We start from the raw sequence: 17,195 nt of genomic DNA, 5'->3' as shown, positions 1-17,195 counted from the left end.
TTGTCGTGGCTGAAACTAGATGGGTTTCGAAAGGTCTTTAAGGGCATGTATTACGGTGAACGCTTCAATGCCTGGACCCACTTGGTGGGTGCGTTGCTGGCAGGCCTCGGTGCCCTCTGGCTGATCATCGGGGCCGCCTTGCAGGGGGACCCCTGGAAGATCGTCAGTTTCTCCATCTACGGCGGCACGCTGTTGCTGCTGTACAGCATTTCGACGCTGTATCACAGCACGCGCGGACGGGCGAAGGTGATCATGCGCAAGCTCGATCACCTCTCTATCTATTTGCTGATCGCCGGCAGCTACACGCCCTTCTGCCTGATCAGCCTGCGCGGGCCTTGGGGCTGGAGCCTGTTCGGCATCGTCTGGGGGCTGGCAGTACTGGGCATGCTGCAGGAAATCAAGCCGCGCTCCGAAGCACGGGTCTTGTCCATCGTGATCTATGCCGTGATGGGCTGGATCGTGCTGGTCGCGGTCAACCCGCTGCTGCAGGCGCTGGGTACCACCGGTTTTGCCTGGCTGGGCGCAGGGGGCGTGTTCTACACCGTGGGCATCATCTTTTTCGCATTCGACCGGCGTTTTCGTCACTGGCATGGCATCTGGCACTTGTTCGTGATTGCCGGCAGCCTGATGCATTTCGTGGCGGTGTCGCACTACGTGCGCTGATCACCCCAGCCTGCGAGCACCGCCCGTGCGCCTGGGAAGGCTTAGAAATCACCCCAGAGCTGTTGTGCCACTGCAAGGGCCACCACGGGGGCGGTTTCGGTGCGCAATACCCGCGGGCCCAGGCGCGCCGCATGAAAGCCCGCTGCCTTGGCCTGCTCGACCTCGGGTTCGCTCAAGCCGCCTTCTGGGCCAATCAGGAACGCCAGGCTTGCCGGTTTGGCATGGCTGACCAGCGGTTCGGCTACCGGATGCAACACCAGCTTGAGCTGCGCCTGGGTGGCGGCCAGCCACTCAGCCAGGGTGATGGGCGGGTGGATGATCGGCAGGCTGGAGCGGCCACACTGTTCGCAGGCGCTGATCGCCACTTGCCGCCAGTGGGCCAGGCGCTTGTCGGCGCGCTCGTCCTTCAGGCGCACCTCGCACCGCTCGCTGACGATCGGGGTGATCTCATTGGCGCCCAGCTCGGTGGCTTTCTGGATGGCCCAGTCCATACGCTCGCCCCGCGACAGCCCTTGGCCCAGGTGCACCTGCAGCGGTGAGTCGGCTTGGCCAGCGAATGCCTGGTCCAGGCTCACGCGCACGGCTTTCTTGCCCACCTCCAGCAACTGCCCACGGTATTCCTGGCCGCTGCCGTCGAACAGCTGCACGGGGTCACCCGCCGCCATGCGCAATACGCGGCCGATGTAGTGGGCCTGTGCCTCGGGCAGGTCGTGTTCGCCAAGGCTCAGGGGGGCGTCGATGAAGAAGCGGGACAGTCTCATGGGTAAGCTCTGAAAAGGTAAGGACGACCGGAAGGCCCACGCCGGCATGACGCATGCAGCGCAGGTTCCGGAGCGGTCGCAGGCATGGCCTTTGACTCGCTATCAGCCCGGATCGCGAAAATCCGGGTGGAAGGTGCTGGGCACCGTCACGCGGGTGCTGTCGCGGGTGGCGATGTCGATGCCTTCGCTGGCCACTTCGGCCAGGAAGTCGATCTGTTCGGGCGTGATGATATACGGTGGCAGGAAATACACCACACTGCCCAGCGGGCGCAGCAGCGCGCCACGGGTCAGGGCATGCTCGAACACTTTGAGGCCGCGTCGCGCCTGCCAGGGGTAGGGCACCTTGCCGGCCTTGTCCTGGACCATTTCGATGGCCAGGACCATGCCGGTCTGGCGAATCTCGGCCACGTGGGCATGGTCGGCCAGATGCGCAGTGGCGCTGGCCATGCGCGTAGCCAGCGCCTTGTTGGCCTCGATCACGTTGTCTTGCTCGAAGATGTCGAGGGTGGCCAAGGCGGCCGCGCACGCCAGCGGGTTGCCGGTGTAGCTGTGCGAATGCAAGAACGCGCGCAACGTGCGGTAGTCGTCATAGAACGCCTGGTACACCTTGTCGGTGGTCAGGCAGGCAGCCAGGGGCAGATACCCCCCGGTCAGGGCCTTGGACAGGCACAGGAAGTCCGGGCGAATACCTGCCTGCTCGCAGGCGAACATGGTGCCCGTGCGACCGAAGCCAACCGCGATCTCGTCATGGATCAGGTGCACGTCGTAGCGATCGCAGGCTTCGCGCAAGAGCTTGAGATAGACCGGATGGTACATGCGCATGCCGCCGGCGCCCTGGATCAACGGCTCGATGATGACCGCGCTGATCGAGGCATGATGCTCGGCCAAGGTCTGCTCCATGACCTGGAACAGGGTGCGTGAATGCGCCTCCCAGCTGACGCCCTCCGGGCGCAGATAGCAATCGGGGCTCGGGACTTTTAGGGTGTCGAGCAGCAACGCCTTGTAGGTTTCGGTGAACAACGGGACGTCACCGACGGACATGGCGGCGATGGTTTCCCCGTGATAGCTGTTGGTCAGGGTGACGAACCGCTTCTTGTCCGGCTTGCCGACGTTCTGCCAGTAGTGAAAGCTCATCTTCAGCGCCACTTCGATGCAGGACGAGCCATTGTCGGCGTAGAACACCCGGTCGAGCCCGGCTGGCGTCATGGCCACCAGGCGTTCGGACAGCTCGATGACAGGCTGGTGGCTGAAGCCTGCCAGAATCACGTGCTCAAGCTGGTCGACCTGCTCCTTGATGCGCTCATTGATACGCGGGTTGGCATGGCCGAACACGTTTACCCACCAGCTGCTCACAGCATCCAGGTAGCGCCGGCCTTCGAAATCCTCGAGCCACACCCCTTCACCGCGCTTGATCGGTATCAGCGGTAGTTGCTCGTGGTCTTTCATCTGGGTGCAGGGGTGCCAGAGGACCTTGAGGTCGCGCTGCATCCACTGATCATTGAGGCCCATGAGCACTTCTCCTGGCTTGGCGGCGTGGGGGCGTAAGCCTAAGCAATGGCACGGGTGAGAACAACCCGCCAGAAAATGTCATTTAGCCAGACCACTTGATGTCACTCCACTGGCAGCCCTGGCAGCGGTGACGTATTCTACCGCCTCTCTCGGGGCATCCCGCCTCTCTCTGTTTTTCTGCAACCTTTGACTCGGAGTTCGCCAACATGGCTGCTGCTTGGGTGCGCCTGTGCGCGTTGGTATTGATTGGTGTTTCCAGCGGTGCCGCGCTGGCGAGTGACAAGACGCCCACGGCAATCGTCGTGGGCGGCGGCATGGCGGGCCTTACCGCAGCCTATGAGCTGCAGAACAAGGGCTGGCAGGTGACCCTGCTCGAAGCCAAGGCAGGCATGGGCGGCCGCTCGGGCCTGGCCACCAGCGAATGGATCGGCAATACCAAGGCGCAGCCGGTACTCAACCAGTACGTTGATCGCTTCAAGCTCGACACGCTGCCGGCGCCCGAATTCGTGCGCACCCCTGGGTACCTGATCGATGGCGAGTACTTCAGTGCCGCAGACCTGGCCCTCAAGCAGCCGGCCACGGCCGAAGCTCTCAAGCGCTACGAGAAAACCCTGGACGACCTGGCCCGTTCGATCGACGATCCGCTCAACCCCCAGGCGACCAGCACCCTGTTCGCTCTGGACCAGATCAACGTGTCCTCCTGGCTGGACAAGTTGCAGTTACCTGCCACGGCCCGTCAGTTGGTCAACCAGCAGATCCGCAGCCGCTACGACGAACCGTCGCGCCTGTCGCTGCTGTATTTCGCCCAGCAGAACCGCGTCTACCGTGACGTGAGCGACCGTGACCTGCGTGCAGCGCGGCTGCCCGGCGGCAGCCCGGTGCTGGCGCAGGCGTTCGTCAAGCAACTGAAGACCATCAAGACCGGCTCGCCGGTGAGTGCAATCGTTCAGGACAAGGACGGCGTTACCGTGAAAGTCGGCAGCGTGGGCTACCGCGCCGATTACGTGGTGATGGCCGTGCCCCTGCGTGCACTGGCCAAGATCCAGATGACGCCTGGCCTGGATAACCAGCATGTGGCGGCGCTCAAGGGCACCAACTACGGTTGGCGCGACCAGGTGATGCTCAAGTTCAAGAAACCGGTCTGGGAAAGTCGGGCGCGTATGTCGGGTGAGATCTTCAGCAATACGGGCCTTGGCATGTTGTGGATCGAACCGGCCCTCAAGGGCGGTGCCAACGTGGTGATCAACCTTTCCGGCGACAACGCCCGCCTGCTGCAGGCCTTTGGTGACAAGCAGATGGTCGACCAGGTGCTCATTCGCCTGCATACCTTCTACCCTCAGGCCCGTGGCGCTTTCACCGGTTATGAAGTCAAGCGCTACAGCGCCGATGCCGGCACTGGAGGTGCCTACCTGGCCTATGGACCTGGCCAGATCAGCAAGTACTGGCGCCTTTGGGAGCGCCCGGTACAACGCATCGCCTTTGCCGGTGAGCACACCGATGCCTTGTACCCAGGCACCCTTGAAGGCGCACTGCGCAGCGGTCAACGGGCTGCCGGCCAAGTGCAGGACCTGCTGGCCGGCAAGTCGTTCGACCCGGTCAAGGCCGTGCCAGTGGCAGCGACCGCCGCTGCAGGCGCGGCAGCGGCCAAGAGCAAGGGCAATTTCTTCACCAACCTGTTCGGCGGCGGCGCGTCCGACAAGGACAAGGCAGTCGACCAAGCGCCGGCCAAGCCTGAGACCCAATCGGCCGATGCGACGGGCCAGAAAAAACCAGGCTTCTTCGCTCGCCTGTTCGGTGCCAAGGAAACCCCGGCGCCAGCGCCTCAACCGGCGGCCAAGGCAGCTGAAGTAGCCCCTGTGGCGCCACCCGCAGCGCAACCGGCGGCGCAAGCCCCGGCACAGGCACCGGCCAGCCCGGCGCCCGTCGTCAAGGCAGCGCCCACTAAGGCGGCAACCACCAAGGCTGCCCCGGTCAAGCAGGCGCCGGCCCACAAGCCAGCGGCCAAACCGGTGCACAAGCCAGCGCACAAGCCTGCCGACAGCAAAAAAGCTGCTACCAAGCCGGCGCCAGCCAAGAAGCCTGCAACCGATAGCCAGGCCAAGGCGAGCTGATACTGCAGGTCTGTCGGGCACTGCCCGGCAGGCCTGTCAGAAGGGCTCAGCCACTTGACTGAGCCCTGTGTCATGCGCGTTGCTCGAAGCACTCGCTGCCCGTTATCGGCGTTAACGTTTCCTTAATAGGCCGTAGCGAAACTTGCTATCGGATTTGTCGATAATCCAAAGCAAGTTTTTCCGCTTTTATTCGATACGTTTGACGCTAGTCTTTGCATAGCTTTCACGGGGAAGAACGCCAACATGCAAGTGCGCAATTCATCTTCACGCTACGGCGCTGTCAGCATCTTCATGCACTGGGGCGTGGCGCTGACCGTCTTCAGCCTTTTCGGCCTCGGGCTGTGGATGGTCGGGCTCGACTACTATGACCCATGGCGCAAGGCCGGCCCGGACCTGCATAAAAGCATCGGTCTGGTGCTGCTGGCGGTGATGCTGTTGCGCGTGCTGTGGCGCTTTGTGAGCCCCCCACCGCCGGCACTGGCCAGTTATGGCCCGCTCACCCGCTTGGGTGCCAAGCTGGGGCATCTGGCGCTGTACCTGGGATTGTTCGCCGTAATGATCGCCGGTTACCTGATATCCACCGCCGACGGCGTAGGTATTCCGGTGTTTGGCCTGTTCGAGGTGCCCGCCCTGGTCAGCAATCTGCCAGACCAGGCGGACCTGGCTGGTGTCATTCACCTGTGGCTGGCGTGGGGTGTGGTGGTTTTTGCGGGGTTGCACGCCCTGGCCGCACTCAAGCACCATTTCATCGACCGTGACGCGACCCTCATGCGCATGCTGGGCCGCAAAGCTTGACGCTCAACCTCAATCGCAAAGGAAGGAAGTAACGATGTTGAAAAAGACTTTTGCCGCTCTGGCGCTCGGTACTGCTCTGTTCTCCGCTGGCCAGGCCATGGCAGCCGAGTACAAGATCGACAAGGAAGGCCAGCACGCTTTCGTGGACTGGAAGATCAGCCACCTGGGCTACAGCTTCATTCACGGTACGTTCAAGGACTTTGACGGTAACTTCACTTGGGACAGTGCCAAGCCTGAAGCCAGCAAGATCAGCGTCGACCTAAAAACCGCCAGCCTGTGGTCGAACCACGCCGAGCGTGACAAGCACATTGCCAGCGCCGACTTCCTGGACGTGAAGAAGTACCCGGATGCCAAGTTCGTATCCACCAGCGTCAAGTCCACGGGTGACAAGACCGCTGACGTGACCGGTGACCTGACCCTGCACGGCGTGACCAAGCCGGTGACGTTCAAGGCTACCTTCAATGGTGAGGGCAAGGACCCGTGGGGCGGTGAGCGCGCTGGCTTCAACGCCACCACCACCTTGAACCTGAACGACTTCGGCATCAAAGGCCCAGGTCCAACCTCGCAAACGCTGGATCTGGACATCAGCGTCGAGGGCGTGAAGCAGAAGTAATAAACGCCAGCCGAATGAAAAACGGGGCCGCTAGCGGCCCCGTTTTCGTTTACGACCCCTTGCGGGTCAGCAGTGCCGGGCGTTCGCCCCGCGGACGGCTTGGCAGATCGTCCAGTTGCTCGGGAGTCGGATAACGGTCCAGCTTGGATTCCTTGCGGATGATCACAGGCTGATGCTGGGGCTGGCGCGTGTTACCCACGGCCGGTTCCAGGCGGGCGGCGGCGTCACGCGGTGGACGACCACCACGTGCGCCGCCGTCACGGCGGGCAGCGCCGCCATTATTGCCGCGAGGCGGGCGTTTTTCGCCACCGCCAGTACGGGGTTGACCGTTGTTGCGGCCTTGACCACCGGCATTGGTACGCGGCGTACCCCCTTGCGGTTGACCGCCATTACCGGCTGGGCGACGGTTGCGGCCCTGTGCCTTGCCATTCTGGTAGGGGCTTACGTAGTCGGCACGGTTACCGAAGTTGTCTACATCGTCATCCAGAAACTCTTCCGGGTCGCGGTTGGGCTGCATGATCGGAGGGGTAGCGTTACTGGCCTGTTGCTGACGAGGCTTTTTGTCACGTGGCTTGCGCGGCTGTTGCTGCCTGTCGCCGGCCTTTTCCTTGTCAGCGGGTTTGTCCGCAGCCTGCTGGCGGGTCTTGCCCTTGTCCTTGCCCTTGTCCTTGCGGCCACCGTTGGCGTCTTTGCCACCCTCGCCACGGGCCTGCTGACCACGACCGCCGCGGCCATTGGTTTGCTGGCGTTCGCGTACTTCGGGCTTCTCGGCCTCGACCTGGCTGGCATCGAAGCCCATCAGGTCGCCGTCCGCGATTTTCTGACGGGTCACACGCTCGATGCTCTTGAGCAGTTTTTCCTCGTCAGGTGCCACCAGGGAGATGGCCTCGCCCGAGCGACCGGCGCGACCAGTACGGCCAATGCGGTGCACGTAGTCTTCTTCGACGTTGGGCAGCTCGAAGTTGACGACGTGGGGCAGTTGGTCGATGTCCAGCCCGCGAGCGGCGATGTCGGTGGCGACCAGAACGCGAATGTTGTTGGCCTTGAAATCAGCCAGGGCCTTGGTGCGCGCGTTCTGGCTCTTGTTGCCGTGGATGGCGGCGGCAGTCAGGCCGTGCTTTTCCAGATACTCGGCCAGGCGGTTGGCGCCGTGCTTGGTGCGGGTGAAGACCAGCACTTGCTCCCACGCACCCAGGGTGATCAGGTGCGCCAACAGAGCACGCTTGTGGCTGGCCGGCAGGCGGTAGACACGCTGCTCGATGCGCTCGACGGTGGTGTTGGGCGGGGTGACCTCGATGCGCTCCGGGTTGTGCAGGAGCTTGTCGGCAAGGTCGGTGATGTCTTTGGAGAACGTGGCCGAGAACAGCAGGTTCTGGCGTTTGGCCGGCAGGCGGGCCAGCACTTTCTTGACGTCGTGGATGAAGCCCATGTCGAGCATGCGGTCAGCTTCATCCAGGACCAGAATTTCTACATGGGCCAGGTCAACCTTGCCTTGACCGGCCAGATCGAGCAGGCGGCCAGGGCAGGCAACCAGGACGTCGACGCCCTTGGCAATGGCCTGCACCTGCGGGTTCATGCCGACGCCGCCGAAGACGCACGCACTGACCAGCGGCAGGTCGCGGGCGTACAGCTTGAAGCTGTCGTGCACCTGGGCCGCGAGTTCGCGGGTCGGGGTCAGTACCAGGACGCGTGGCTGGCGTGGGCCATGGCGCTGGGATTTGTCAGGATGACCGGCCGGGAACAGACGTTCGAGAATCGGCAGGGCGAAGCCGCCGGTCTTACCGGTACCGGTTTGTGCGGCGACCATCAGGTCGCGGCCTTGCAACACGGCGGGAATTGCCCGCTGTTGCACGGGGGTCGGCTGGGTATAGCCCGCGGCTTCAATGGCGCGGACAAGAGCCTCGGAGAGACCGAGGGAAGCAAAGGACATGGGCAATCCTGTTCTCGTGTGGGCTGGGCCCGTAGGGATGTTCTGCCTGGCGCGACTGGCATCGGCAAGATGCGATCGCGTCCGGTCCAGCTGGGCGTTCACTGCACATCCGGGAAACGGAGGGCTGACGCCTGAGTGCGTCGATGCCGATCGGGATGCCTGTTGCGAGGCCGAGCGTCCGGGCGTGAGCCGGGCGGGAAGGCCCGAGTATAACAGAGCTAGCGCGCTGTGCTGCTTTCCTGCTGCTCAACGGCGTTCGCAACGGTCTCAGGGTCGTGTGTGTAATGGTCCATGATGGCCGCATAGGCCGGTTCCTGCTTGAAGCGTCGCAGTTCCTCGGCAAAGGCCTGGGCCAGTGCCTCGCGCCCGGGCTTGCGGGCCAGGCCCAGGTATTGGGGCTGACGACTGACGACAAGCGGCAAGGCCTCGATCTGTTGCTCCAGGCCCATGAGCCGGATGACATGCAGGCCGACCCTGCGGTCGGTGATCGCAAGGTCTATACGCCCCAGCGCCAGCTTGCCGAAGTTCGCTTCATGGGTCGGCGCCGCTTCGCGCTTGAAGAACTCAGCCTCATTGAAAGCCGCACTGTAGTTGTAGCCTGGCGAGGTGCCGACGGTCAGGCCGGCCAGGTCATCCAGGCTCGACACCTCATGCCGGCGTGCCTTGGTCTGGAACAGGATCAACTCGGCCGTGGACATGGGTTCTGGGACATACAGCAAATAAGGATGGCGGGACTCGACCTGGAAGACATCCATGATGCCGTCGGCCTGCCCTTGCTCGATCATCGCCAGGCAACGTTTGAAGGGCATGAATTGCCATTGGACCTCGTACCCCAGGCGACGCAGCACCTCGGTCGTGACCTCGTAGTCGATGCCTCGCGGCTGACCGTTTTGCTCGTAGACATAGGGTGCCCAGTCATCGCTTACCAGGCGCAAGCGCTCGCCCAGCGCGAACGGGCTGAGGCAAAAGAGCAGCAGGATCCAGATCAGACGGGCGGAGATTGGCATGCCCGGAGATTACGCGCTCGGCCAGGTCAAGACCAGTGCCGGATTGGGTGGAGCAGCGCGCCGCAGGTGGGGCCTGCGACACGTGCGAATGAACCAGGCGCCGGTCAGAAACCAGCACGTGGTCCATCAGGCTTCAACGAGAGGGTTGGAGGTTGTTCCAGATCGCCATGCTCGGTTCTGCCTGGTTCAAGGTATAGAAGTGCAGGCTCGGTGCGCCGCCTTGCAGCAGCTCCTCGCACATGCGGGTGATGACTTCTTTCCCGAAGGCCTGGATGCTGGCCGTATCGTCCGCATAGGCTTCGAGCTGTTTGCGAATCCAGCGTGGAATTTCGGCGCCACAGGCGTCGGAAAAACGCGCCAGCTTGCTGTAGTTGGTGATCGGCATGATGCCGGGCACCACTGGAATGTCCACGCCCAGCTTCTGGGCCCGCTCGACGAAGTAGAAGTAGCTGTCGGCGTTGAAGAAGTACTGGGTGATGGCGCTGTCGGCACCGGCCTTGACCTTGTGCGCGAAATTGGCCAGGTCGGCTTCGAAGTTGCGTGCCTGCGGGTGCATCTCGGGGTAGGCGGCGACTTCGAGGTGGAAGTGGTCACCCGTTTCCTGACGGATGAACTCGACCAGGTCGCTGGCATAACGCATCTCGCCACTGGCCATGCCCATGCCCGAAGGCAAGTCACCGCGCAGTGCGACGATGCGCTTGATGCCGACTTGCTTGTACTCGGCCAGCAGCGCGCGCAACTCGGCCTTGGTATCGCCCACGCACGAGAGGTGGGGCGCAGCCGGCACCTGCACCTGGCTCTCCAGTTGCAACACGGTGTTGAGCGTGCGGTCGCGGGTGGAACCACCAGCGCCATAGGTGCAGGAGAAGAAATCAGGGTTGCAGGCGGCCAACTGGCGCGCCACGCCCATCAGCTTTTCATGACCTGCGTCGGTTTTGGTCGGGAAGAACTCGAAACTGTAGCGGCGTTCCTGTGACATCACTCGTTCCTCTAACAGCAAGCCCAAAGCTGCAAGCTGCAAGTAGAAGCCAGGTCGGTGATGGCCGACCTGGCCTGGCATCGTTCACGTTTCTTTCAGGCGTGTACTCCAAGCGGCAATGCCACGGTCTGGCACTGCCTGGCGCTTGAAGTGTGCCAATCAGTAACGGTAAGCGTCAGGCTTGAACGGGCCTTCAACGGTTACGCCGATGTAGTCGGCCTGCTGCTTGGTCAACTGGGTAACCACGCCGCCAAAACCGCGGACCATTTCCAGGGCTACTTCTTCGTCGAGCTTCTTGGGCAGCACTTCGACCGTCAGGCGCTCGGCTTTCTTCTCGGCCGACAGGTCGGCGTACTTCTGCTCGAACAGGAAGATCTGTGCCAGGACCTGGTTGGCGAAGGAGCCGTCCATGATGCGGCTTGGGTGGCCAGTGGCATTGCCCAGGTTGACCAGGCGGCCTTCGGCCAGCAGGATCAGGTAGTCGTCGTTCTGAGGATCGAAGCTGCCAGCACCAGTGCGGTGAATCTTGTGCACCTGCGGCTTGACCTCTTCCCATGCCCAGTTCTTGCGCATGAAAGCGGTATCGATTTCGTTGTCGAAGTGGCCGATGTTGCAGACAACGGCACGCTTTTTCAGGGCCTTGAGCATGTTGGCGTCGCAGACGTTGACGTTACCGGTGGTGGTGACGATCAGGTCGATCTTGCCCAGCAGCGCCTTGTCGACACTGGCCTCGGTGCCATCGTTCAGGCCATCGAGGAAGGGCGAAACCACTTCGAAACCGTCCATGCAGGCCTGCATCGCGCAGATGGGGTCGACTTCGGTGACCTTGACGATCATGCCTTCCTGACGCAGCGACTGAGCCGAGCCCTTGCCCACGTCACCGTAGCCGATCACCAGGGCCTGCTTGCCCGACAGCAGGTGGTCGGTACCGCGCTTGATGGCATCGTTCAGGCTGTGACGGCAGCCGTACTTGTTGTCGTTCTTGCTCTTGGTGACCGAGTCGTTGACGTTGATGGCCGGAACCTTCAGCTCGCCCTTGGCCAGCATGTCCAGCAGGCGGTGCACGCCGGTGGTGGTTTCTTCGGTCACGCCGTGGACGCGCTCGAGCACCTGTGGGTACTTCTTGTGCAGCAGCTCGGTCAGGTCGCCACCGTCATCCAGGACCATGTTGGCATCCCAGGGCTGGCCGTCCTTGAGGATGGTCTGTTCCAGGCACCATTCGTATTCCTGCTCGGTTTCACCCTTCCAGGCGAAGACCGGGATACCGGCGGCTGCAATGGAGGCGGCGGCCTGGTCCTGGGTGGAGAAGATGTTGCACGACGACCAGCGCACTTCGGCACCCAGGGCGACCAGGGTTTCGATCAGCACGGCAGTCTGGATGGTCATGTGGATGCAGCCCAGGATCTTGGCACCCTTGAGCGGTTGCTCGGCCTGGTACTTGCGGCGCAGGCCCATCAGCGCAGGCATTTCCGATTCGGCGATGATGGTTTCGCGACGGCCCCAGGCGGCCAGAGAGATGTCGGCAACTTTGAAATCGGTAAAACCAGCAGGCATGTTTGCAGCGCTCATCAGAGCCTCCATTCGTAGTGTGCGAATGGGCGCCGTTGTGCGTTGAGCGTCCGCGGGAGCGGACAACGCCCCATCCGAGCCTGACAGGTCGAGCCTGCTGCAGCGCCCCTCGGACAGGTGGCGGGCATGGCGCCGCTGTGGACGGCCATGTAAAACGGCCACGATTATAGCCGGGTGCGGCACCATCCCCAAGGTTTTCTGTCGATTAATCGAGACGATAGTCGATGTTGGGTGGAGTGACGCTGGCCGCTCTGCCATCATCGTTTTACGCAAGCCAGGATGCTCAGGAGTCCCGATGAACTTCCATACCCGCAAGTGGGTTAAACCCGAAGACCTCAACCCCAACGGCACGCTGTTCGGTGGCAGCCTGCTGCGCTGGATCGACGAGGAAGCGGCCATCTATGCCATCGTGCAGCTGGGCAACCAGCGCGTGGTGACCAAGTACATGTCGGAAATCAACTTCGTCAGTGCCTCGCGCAAAGGCGACATCATCGAGCTGGGCATCACGGCCACCGAGTTCGGCCGCACCTCGATCACGCTGCGCTGCGAAGTGCGCAACAAGATCACGCGCAAGAGCATCCTGACCGTCGAACGCATGGTCTTCGTGAACCTGGGCGAGGACGGTCTGCCTGCACCGCACGGGCGTACCGAGATCAAGTACGTGCAGGACCAGTTCCCCGATTCTGCCGTGGAGTGACGGTCTGGGGCTGCTGGGTGCAGCCCCGCTTCTTTCAGGGTTGTGCGCTGACCCTGCGCACCACCTTGCCGATGCTCAGGCCCTGGACCAGGATCGAGGACAGCACCACGATGTAGGTGATCGACAGCAGCAGGTCACGCTCTTCACCCAATGGCAACGACAGCGCCAGGGCTACCGATACCCCACCCCGCAGGCCACCCCAGGTCAGCACCCGCACCGTGCCCTTGGGCACCGCACGCCAACGCCGCAGCAACACGATGGCCGGCGCCACGGTCAGCAGGCGCGACAGCAGCACGGCCAGCGCCAGTACACTGCCGGCGGCCATGTGCAGCCAGTTGAACGGTAGCAACAGCAGTTCGAGGCCGATCAACGCGAACAGCAGCGCGTTGAGCATGTCGTCGATCAACTCCCAGAAACCGTCCATGTAGCGACGGGTCATGTCGTTCATCGCCAGGTTGCGGCCTAGGTTGCCGATGATCAGGCCCGCCACCACCATCGCGATGGGGGCCGAGACGTGCAGCTCGTAGCACATCGCCGAGCCACCGATCACCAGTGCCAGGGTCAGCATGACCTCGACCTGATACTGCTCCACGCTCTTGATCATGCGGTAGGTGGCGTAGCCGATCACACCGCCGAACAGCACACCGCCGATGGCTTCGCGAGCGAACAGCAGCGCGGTGTCGGCGATGCTCGGGGTTTCACCGAGCTGGATGATGCCCAGCAGCACGGTGAAGACCACAACGGCAGTACCGTCGTTGAACAGCGACTCGCCGACGATGGTGGTCTTCAGGGGTTTTGGAGCGTTGGCCGTACGCAGGGCGCCCAACACTGCAATCGGGTCGGTCGGGGAGATAAGCGCGCCGAACAGCAGGCAGTAGATCAGCGGCACCTGCCAGCCGAACATCGCGAACACCCAGTGCGACAGGTAGCCGATGACCACGGTGGCGATCAGCACGCCCACGGTGGCCAGCAGGCCGATGGGCCAGCGGTAGCTGCGCAGGTCGGACAAGTTCACGTGCAAGGCACCGGCGAACAGCAGGAACGCCAGCATCCAGTGCATCAGCAGGTCATTGAAGTCGATCTGGTTCATCAGGGCTTCGACGCGGGCTTCCAGGCCCGGAAAGCCGATCAGGCTCAATGCCTGCAGCATGAGCGAAAACAGCAAGGCCGTGACCATCACGCCGATCGCAGGGGGCAGGCCGATGAATCGATAGTTCACATACGTGAGCAGGGTGGTGAGGCAGATAAACGCGGCAACTAATTCAAGCATCCCGATTCCTGTAACAGTGGCTTCCAAGTCGTCACCCGAATGACTCGGGCAGCTCTTTGATGACCTGACGAGGGGTTCGGGGCACAGGGTTTGACCGAATTTGCCGTAAACGTTCCCGTTCGAGCCCTGCTAAAGGCGGTGGGCGGGCTGCAACACAGGGACGCAAGGCCGCCTTGTGATTGACGCGTTCACCTGGCCAGGGCTTATAGTCTGCGTCCGGTAACCCATTGAGGACCCACCGCGTGTTGGCCACGTCTCTGGTGCTGATCGCTGCCTTGCTTCATGCCACCTGGAACACCTTGATCAAATTCAGCGGCGAGCGCCTGCTGGTCATTGCGAGCATGGACACGGTGGCCCTGGCGCTGGTGGTGCCTGCGGTGGCCTTCGTGGACATCCCGCCTGCCGGTATCTGGCCCTGGTTGCTGGCTTCGGCGTTTGCCGAGCAGCTGTATCGCTGGCTGCTGATCAAGGCTTACCGCGTGGGTGATTTGGGCCTGGTCTATCCGCTGATGCGTGGGCTGTCGCCCCTGGTCGTGCTGGCGCTAACCCTGGTGTTCGCCGGAGAACCTCTGAGCCAGCAACAAATCATCGGCATTCTGCTGATTCCCTGTGGCATGGCCTGCCTGTTGTGGCAGGGCGGTGGCGGGGACCGGCTGCCCTGGTCGATGTTGCCGGTAGTGGCCCTGATCGGGCTGTGCATCGGGTGCTATACCTGGTTTGACGGTCAGGCCGTGCGCGAGTGGGGCAAGCCCTGGGACTACCTGGTGTGGCTGACGTTGCTCAGCGCCTGGCAATTCCCCGCGCTGGCCGTGGTGGCGCGCCGGGCCCCGTTCGTGCTGTTCTGGAAAACCCAGTGGCGGCTGGGCCTGGCCGTTGGGCTGTGCGTGCTGTTCAGTTATGCCCTGGTGCTCTGGGCGATGCACCTGGGGTCGGTGGCCGAGGCAGCGGCGCTGCGCGAGCTGAGCGTGATCCTGGTGGTGTTGCTGGGGATGCGCTACCTCAAAGAACCTTTCGGCGGGCCAAGACTCCTAGCTTGCGGGCTGGTACTGGCAGGTATGCTGGTAATGAAGCTCTGACCGACTGACGAACGAGGAACCCTGTCCATGACCGTTGCCCTGTGGTGCATCCTGATCGCAATGATCCTGCCGCCGCTTTGTGCGCTGATCGCCAAGCTGGCGAGCGGCCGGTTCGGCTTGAAGCACAACCATGACCCGCGCGCCTTCCTCGATACCCTGTCCGGGCTGCCGCGCCGCGCGCACTCAGCCCAGCAGAACGGGTACGAAGCCTTTCCGGCATTCGCCGCCGCCGTGCTGGTGGCAGACATCGTCGGCAATGCCGAACAGGTGACCCAGGATGTGCTGGGGGTGATGTACATCACCAGCCGACTGCTTTACATCATCTGCTACCTCGCCGACTGGGCGGTACTGCGCTCGTTGGTCTGGTTCGCCGGCCTTGCGATCATCGTGGCGTTCTTCGTGGTCTCGGCCTGACCCCATCGCCCGATGCCAAGGCCCTGGTCACGGGACCTTGGGCACCTCAGGCAGCGGTTGGCCCTTGGGCCACAGCATCCAGATCTGGCCCTGCTGCTTCATGTTCCCGGCCAGGTCTCCGGCTGCCTGGCCGGTCCCCCAGAACAGGTCGGCGCGCACCTCGCCTGCAATGGCGCCTCCGGTGTCCTGGGCTGCGACCGGGCGCACGACGGGGCTGCCGTCCGGGCGTGTGGTCGATAGCCACAGCAGACTGCCAAGCGGGATGACTTTGCGGTCAATGGCCACACTGTAGCCCGCCGTCAGCGGAACGTTGAGCGAACCACGTGGCCCCTCGTTGCTGTCGGGGCGTGGGCTGAAGAACACGTAGCTGGGGTTGCTGGCCAGCAATTCAGGCACCCGTGAAGGGTTGGCCTGGGCCCACGCATGAATGGCGCCCATGCTCACGTCTTCTTTTTTCAGCTGCCCTTGCTCGACCAACCAGCGGCCAATGGGACGATACGGATGACCGTTCTGGTCGGCGTAACCCAGGCGCAGCTGGCGCCCGCCCTCCAGTTGAACACGGCCAGAGCCCTGGATTTGCAGGAACTGCAAGTCCATCGGGTCGGTCAGCCAGGCCAGTACCGGTGCCTTGGCGCCGTTGCGGTTGATCACCTCTGCGGTGTCGTAGGGCTTGAGCACGCGCCCTTCGAGGCGACCGCGCAGGCGCTTGCCCTTGAGTTCCGGGTACACGCTGGCCAGGTCCACCGTGATCATGTCTTCGGGAGGGCCGTAGACCGCCACATGATAGGTGGCAGATGGGGTCAGGCTGCCGGGGTAGACAGGCTCGTAATAGCCGGTGATCAAGCCGTTGGCACTGTTGTCGGCCGAACGCAGGCCGTAGACCTCGAGGTTCTGCTCGAGAAAGGTGCGCACCTGTGCAGCGCTTGCCGGCTGGCTCCCGGCGGCTTCACAGGTGGCGGCCCAGACCGGGTCGCGCGTGAGTTTTTCGCAGCCGCTGCGCCAGGCATAGAAACCGGCGAGCATGTCTTCGTCGCTGACCGTGGGCAGGTCTTTCCAGGCAACAGGCGCGTAGGTCGCGATGGCGTGGGGCTCGGGCTTTGTCGTCTGGTCGTTGTCGCAGCCGGCCAGCAACGCCATTAGCGGGAATGACCAGGCCAGGTGGCGCAAGGCATGTTTCATCGTTGTATTCCTGTCATGGACGAACACGCGGTTCACCCCTGTTTTTTATGTGGCTATTGGTCTTTCGCCTTTTGCCAGCGATACTGCCGGCCCTTTTTACCAGGCATGGGTAGGCGAGATGTTTAAGCGGTTGGGCGTTGTGGTGCTTGCAGTATTGACCTTGGGCAGTGGCCTGGCGGGGTGCGGGGGCGTTGACCCCGACTCGCCGCTGGGTAAGCGCAAGGCCATCTTCAAGGACATGCTCACGACAAGCGAGGACCTGGGCGGCATGTTGCGTGGTCGACTGCCGTTCGACGCCGGCCGCTTCGCCCAAGGGGCGCAGACACTGGATACGCTGTCTCACCAACCCTGGCAGCACTTTACGCAGGTGCGTGAAGGCGACAGCAGCGCAGCCCGCCCTGAGGTGTGGCAACGGCAGGCGCGCTTTCAGGACCTGGCCCGGCAATTGGAGGCAGCCACTGGCGAGCTCGTACAAGCGACGCGCCAGCCATCGCTGGACGCTGCGCAATTGAAGGCGCCCATGGACAAAGTCGAAGGCGCATGCCGAGCGTGCCATAGCGAATTTCGTAACCATTGAATGGCGAGGCGGGCGGCGGCTGGCCCGTGCGCCGCCTCAGGCGCT

General features: G+C 62.9%; 16 protein-coding genes and 1 riboswitch. Of the genes, 8 read left to right on the top strand and 8 right to left on the bottom strand.

The features are described from left to right. Positions 1-45: 45 nt before the first annotated feature. Complete coding sequence (locus FS777_RS01680) at positions 46-663, top strand: hemolysin III family protein (protein ID WP_058638874.1); 618 nt, start codon at positions 46-48, stop codon at positions 661-663. A 41-nt stretch (positions 664-704) separates the two neighbouring features. On the opposite strand, the gene FS777_RS01675 is transcribed toward FS777_RS01680, so the two are convergent. Together FS777_RS01675 and FS777_RS01670 are read right to left on the bottom strand one after the other, a co-directional pair. Continuing rightward, positions 705-1,424 (bottom strand): 16S rRNA (uracil(1498)-N(3))-methyltransferase, encoded by a 720-nt coding sequence (locus FS777_RS01675; RefSeq protein ID WP_058638875.1) that lies wholly within the window; start codon positions 1,422-1,424, stop codon positions 705-707. Positions 1,425-1,526: 102 nt separating this feature from the next. After that, positions 1,527-2,933 carry an adenosylmethionine--8-amino-7-oxononanoate transaminase gene (locus FS777_RS01670; protein WP_058638876.1) on the bottom strand — a complete coding sequence of 469 codons (1,407 nt, stop codon included), beginning with the start codon at positions 2,931-2,933 and terminating at the stop codon, positions 1,527-1,529. 206 nt (positions 2,934-3,139) lie between these two features. Between FS777_RS01670 and FS777_RS01665 the strand changes: the two genes are divergently transcribed. From FS777_RS01665 to FS777_RS01655, 3 genes are all read left to right on the top strand, one after another. Continuing rightward, positions 3,140-5,044, top strand: a complete 1,905-nt coding sequence (locus tag FS777_RS01665) for an FAD-dependent oxidoreductase (RefSeq protein WP_145253728.1) — start codon at positions 3,140-3,142, stop codon at positions 5,042-5,044. Positions 5,045-5,287: 243 nt separating this feature from the next. Beyond that, positions 5,288-5,839, top strand: a complete 552-nt coding sequence (locus tag FS777_RS01660; protein WP_058638878.1) for a cytochrome b — start codon at positions 5,288-5,290, stop codon at positions 5,837-5,839. 34 nt (positions 5,840-5,873) lie between these two features. After that, positions 5,874-6,452 (top strand): YceI family protein, encoded by a 579-nt coding sequence (locus FS777_RS01655; protein ID WP_058604050.1) that lies wholly within the window; start codon positions 5,874-5,876, stop codon positions 6,450-6,452. A 49-nt stretch (positions 6,453-6,501) separates the two neighbouring features. Here the strand turns inward: FS777_RS01655 and FS777_RS01650 are convergent, their stop codons facing one another. The 4 genes from FS777_RS01650 to ahcY form a co-directional block, all read right to left on the bottom strand. Beyond that, entirely contained in the window at positions 6,502-8,382 is a 1,881-nt protein-coding gene (locus FS777_RS01650) for a DEAD/DEAH box helicase (RefSeq protein ID WP_145253725.1), read from the bottom strand. Positions 8,383-8,600: 218 nt separating this feature from the next. Next, positions 8,601-9,389, bottom strand: coding sequence for an ABC transporter substrate-binding protein (locus FS777_RS01645; RefSeq protein ID WP_145253722.1), 789 nt, complete (start codon positions 9,387-9,389; stop codon positions 8,601-8,603). Between the two features lie 133 nt (positions 9,390-9,522). Beyond that, positions 9,523-10,368, bottom strand: a complete 846-nt coding sequence (metF, locus tag FS777_RS01640) for a methylenetetrahydrofolate reductase [NAD(P)H] (RefSeq protein WP_145253720.1) — start codon at positions 10,366-10,368, stop codon at positions 9,523-9,525. Positions 10,369-10,527: 159 nt separating this feature from the next. Further along, entirely contained in the window at positions 10,528-11,937 is a 1,410-nt protein-coding gene (gene ahcY / locus FS777_RS01635; RefSeq protein WP_027914022.1) for an adenosylhomocysteinase, read from the bottom strand. 20 nt (positions 11,938-11,957) lie between these two features. After that, positions 11,958-12,054: riboswitch (S-adenosyl-L-homocysteine riboswitch) on the bottom strand. Between the two features lie 178 nt (positions 12,055-12,232). Here ahcY and FS777_RS01630 point away from each other — a divergent pair. Continuing rightward, positions 12,233-12,634 carry an acyl-CoA thioesterase gene (locus tag FS777_RS01630; protein WP_023533000.1) on the top strand — a complete coding sequence of 134 codons (402 nt, stop codon included), beginning with the start codon at positions 12,233-12,235 and terminating at the stop codon, positions 12,632-12,634. A 34-nt stretch (positions 12,635-12,668) separates the two neighbouring features. On the opposite strand, the gene FS777_RS01625 is transcribed toward FS777_RS01630, so the two are convergent. After that, complete coding sequence (locus FS777_RS01625) at positions 12,669-13,904, bottom strand: sodium:proton antiporter (RefSeq protein ID WP_058604046.1); 1,236 nt, start codon at positions 13,902-13,904, stop codon at positions 12,669-12,671. Between the two features lie 242 nt (positions 13,905-14,146). Here FS777_RS01625 and FS777_RS01620 point away from each other — a divergent pair, with 242 nt between their 5' ends. Further along, positions 14,147-14,980, top strand: a complete 834-nt coding sequence (locus FS777_RS01620) for a DMT family transporter (RefSeq protein ID WP_058638881.1) — start codon at positions 14,147-14,149, stop codon at positions 14,978-14,980. A gap of 27 nt (positions 14,981-15,007) precedes the next feature. Further along, positions 15,008-15,394 (top strand): MAPEG family protein, encoded by a 387-nt coding sequence (locus FS777_RS01615; protein WP_058638882.1) that lies wholly within the window; start codon positions 15,008-15,010, stop codon positions 15,392-15,394. Between the two features lie 27 nt (positions 15,395-15,421). Here FS777_RS01615 and FS777_RS01610 read toward each other — a convergent pair whose 3' ends face one another. Then, positions 15,422-16,573 carry a murein transglycosylase A gene (locus tag FS777_RS01610; RefSeq protein WP_058638883.1) on the bottom strand — a complete coding sequence of 384 codons (1,152 nt, stop codon included), beginning with the start codon at positions 16,571-16,573 and terminating at the stop codon, positions 15,422-15,424. A gap of 118 nt (positions 16,574-16,691) precedes the next feature. Between FS777_RS01610 and FS777_RS01605 the strand changes: the two genes are divergently transcribed. Continuing rightward, positions 16,692-17,150 (top strand): cytochrome c, encoded by a 459-nt coding sequence (locus tag FS777_RS01605; RefSeq protein WP_145253717.1) that lies wholly within the window; start codon positions 16,692-16,694, stop codon positions 17,148-17,150. Positions 17,151-17,195 lie beyond the last annotated feature (45 nt).

It is taken from the genome of Pseudomonas sp. DE0157 (assembly GCF_007678615.1).
Classification (GTDB): domain Bacteria; phylum Pseudomonadota; class Gammaproteobacteria; order Pseudomonadales; family Pseudomonadaceae; genus Aquipseudomonas; species Aquipseudomonas parafulva_B.
The sequence above is the reverse complement of the archived record's forward strand: the minus strand, read 5'-3'. Positions and strand labels throughout refer to the sequence as shown.

Coding starts and splice junctions, on each gene's coding strand:
- FS777_RS01665 (WP_145253728.1), top strand. CDS start 3,140: ATGGCTGCTGCTTGGGTGCGCCTGTGCGCGTTGGTATTGATTGGTGTT.
- FS777_RS01615 (WP_058638882.1), top strand. CDS start 15,008: ATGACCGTTGCCCTGTGGTGCATCCTGATCGCAATGATCCTGCCGCCG.
- FS777_RS01610 (WP_058638883.1), bottom strand. CDS start 16,573: ATGAAACATGCCTTGCGCCACCTGGCCTGGTCATTCCCGCTAATGGCG.
- FS777_RS01605 (WP_145253717.1), top strand. CDS start 16,692: ATGTTTAAGCGGTTGGGCGTTGTGGTGCTTGCAGTATTGACCTTGGGC.
- ahcY (WP_027914022.1), bottom strand. CDS start 11,937: ATGAGCGCTGCAAACATGCCTGCTGGTTTTACCGATTTCAAAGTTGCC.
- FS777_RS01655 (WP_058604050.1), top strand. CDS start 5,874: ATGTTGAAAAAGACTTTTGCCGCTCTGGCGCTCGGTACTGCTCTGTTC.
- FS777_RS01675 (WP_058638875.1), bottom strand. CDS start 1,424: ATGAGACTGTCCCGCTTCTTCATCGACGCCCCCCTGAGCCTTGGCGAA.
- FS777_RS01660 (WP_058638878.1), top strand. CDS start 5,288: ATGCAAGTGCGCAATTCATCTTCACGCTACGGCGCTGTCAGCATCTTC.
- FS777_RS01680 (WP_058638874.1), top strand. CDS start 46: ATGTATTACGGTGAACGCTTCAATGCCTGGACCCACTTGGTGGGTGCG.
- FS777_RS01645 (WP_145253722.1), bottom strand. CDS start 9,389: ATGCCAATCTCCGCCCGTCTGATCTGGATCCTGCTGCTCTTTTGCCTC.
- FS777_RS01650 (WP_145253725.1), bottom strand. CDS start 8,382: ATGTCCTTTGCTTCCCTCGGTCTCTCCGAGGCTCTTGTCCGCGCCATT.
- FS777_RS01625 (WP_058604046.1), bottom strand. CDS start 13,904: ATGCTTGAATTAGTTGCCGCGTTTATCTGCCTCACCACCCTGCTCACG.
- metF (WP_145253720.1), bottom strand. CDS start 10,368: ATGTCACAGGAACGCCGCTACAGTTTCGAGTTCTTCCCGACCAAAACC.
- FS777_RS01670 (WP_058638876.1), bottom strand. CDS start 2,933: ATGGGCCTCAATGATCAGTGGATGCAGCGCGACCTCAAGGTCCTCTGG.
- FS777_RS01630 (WP_023533000.1), top strand. CDS start 12,233: ATGAACTTCCATACCCGCAAGTGGGTTAAACCCGAAGACCTCAACCCC.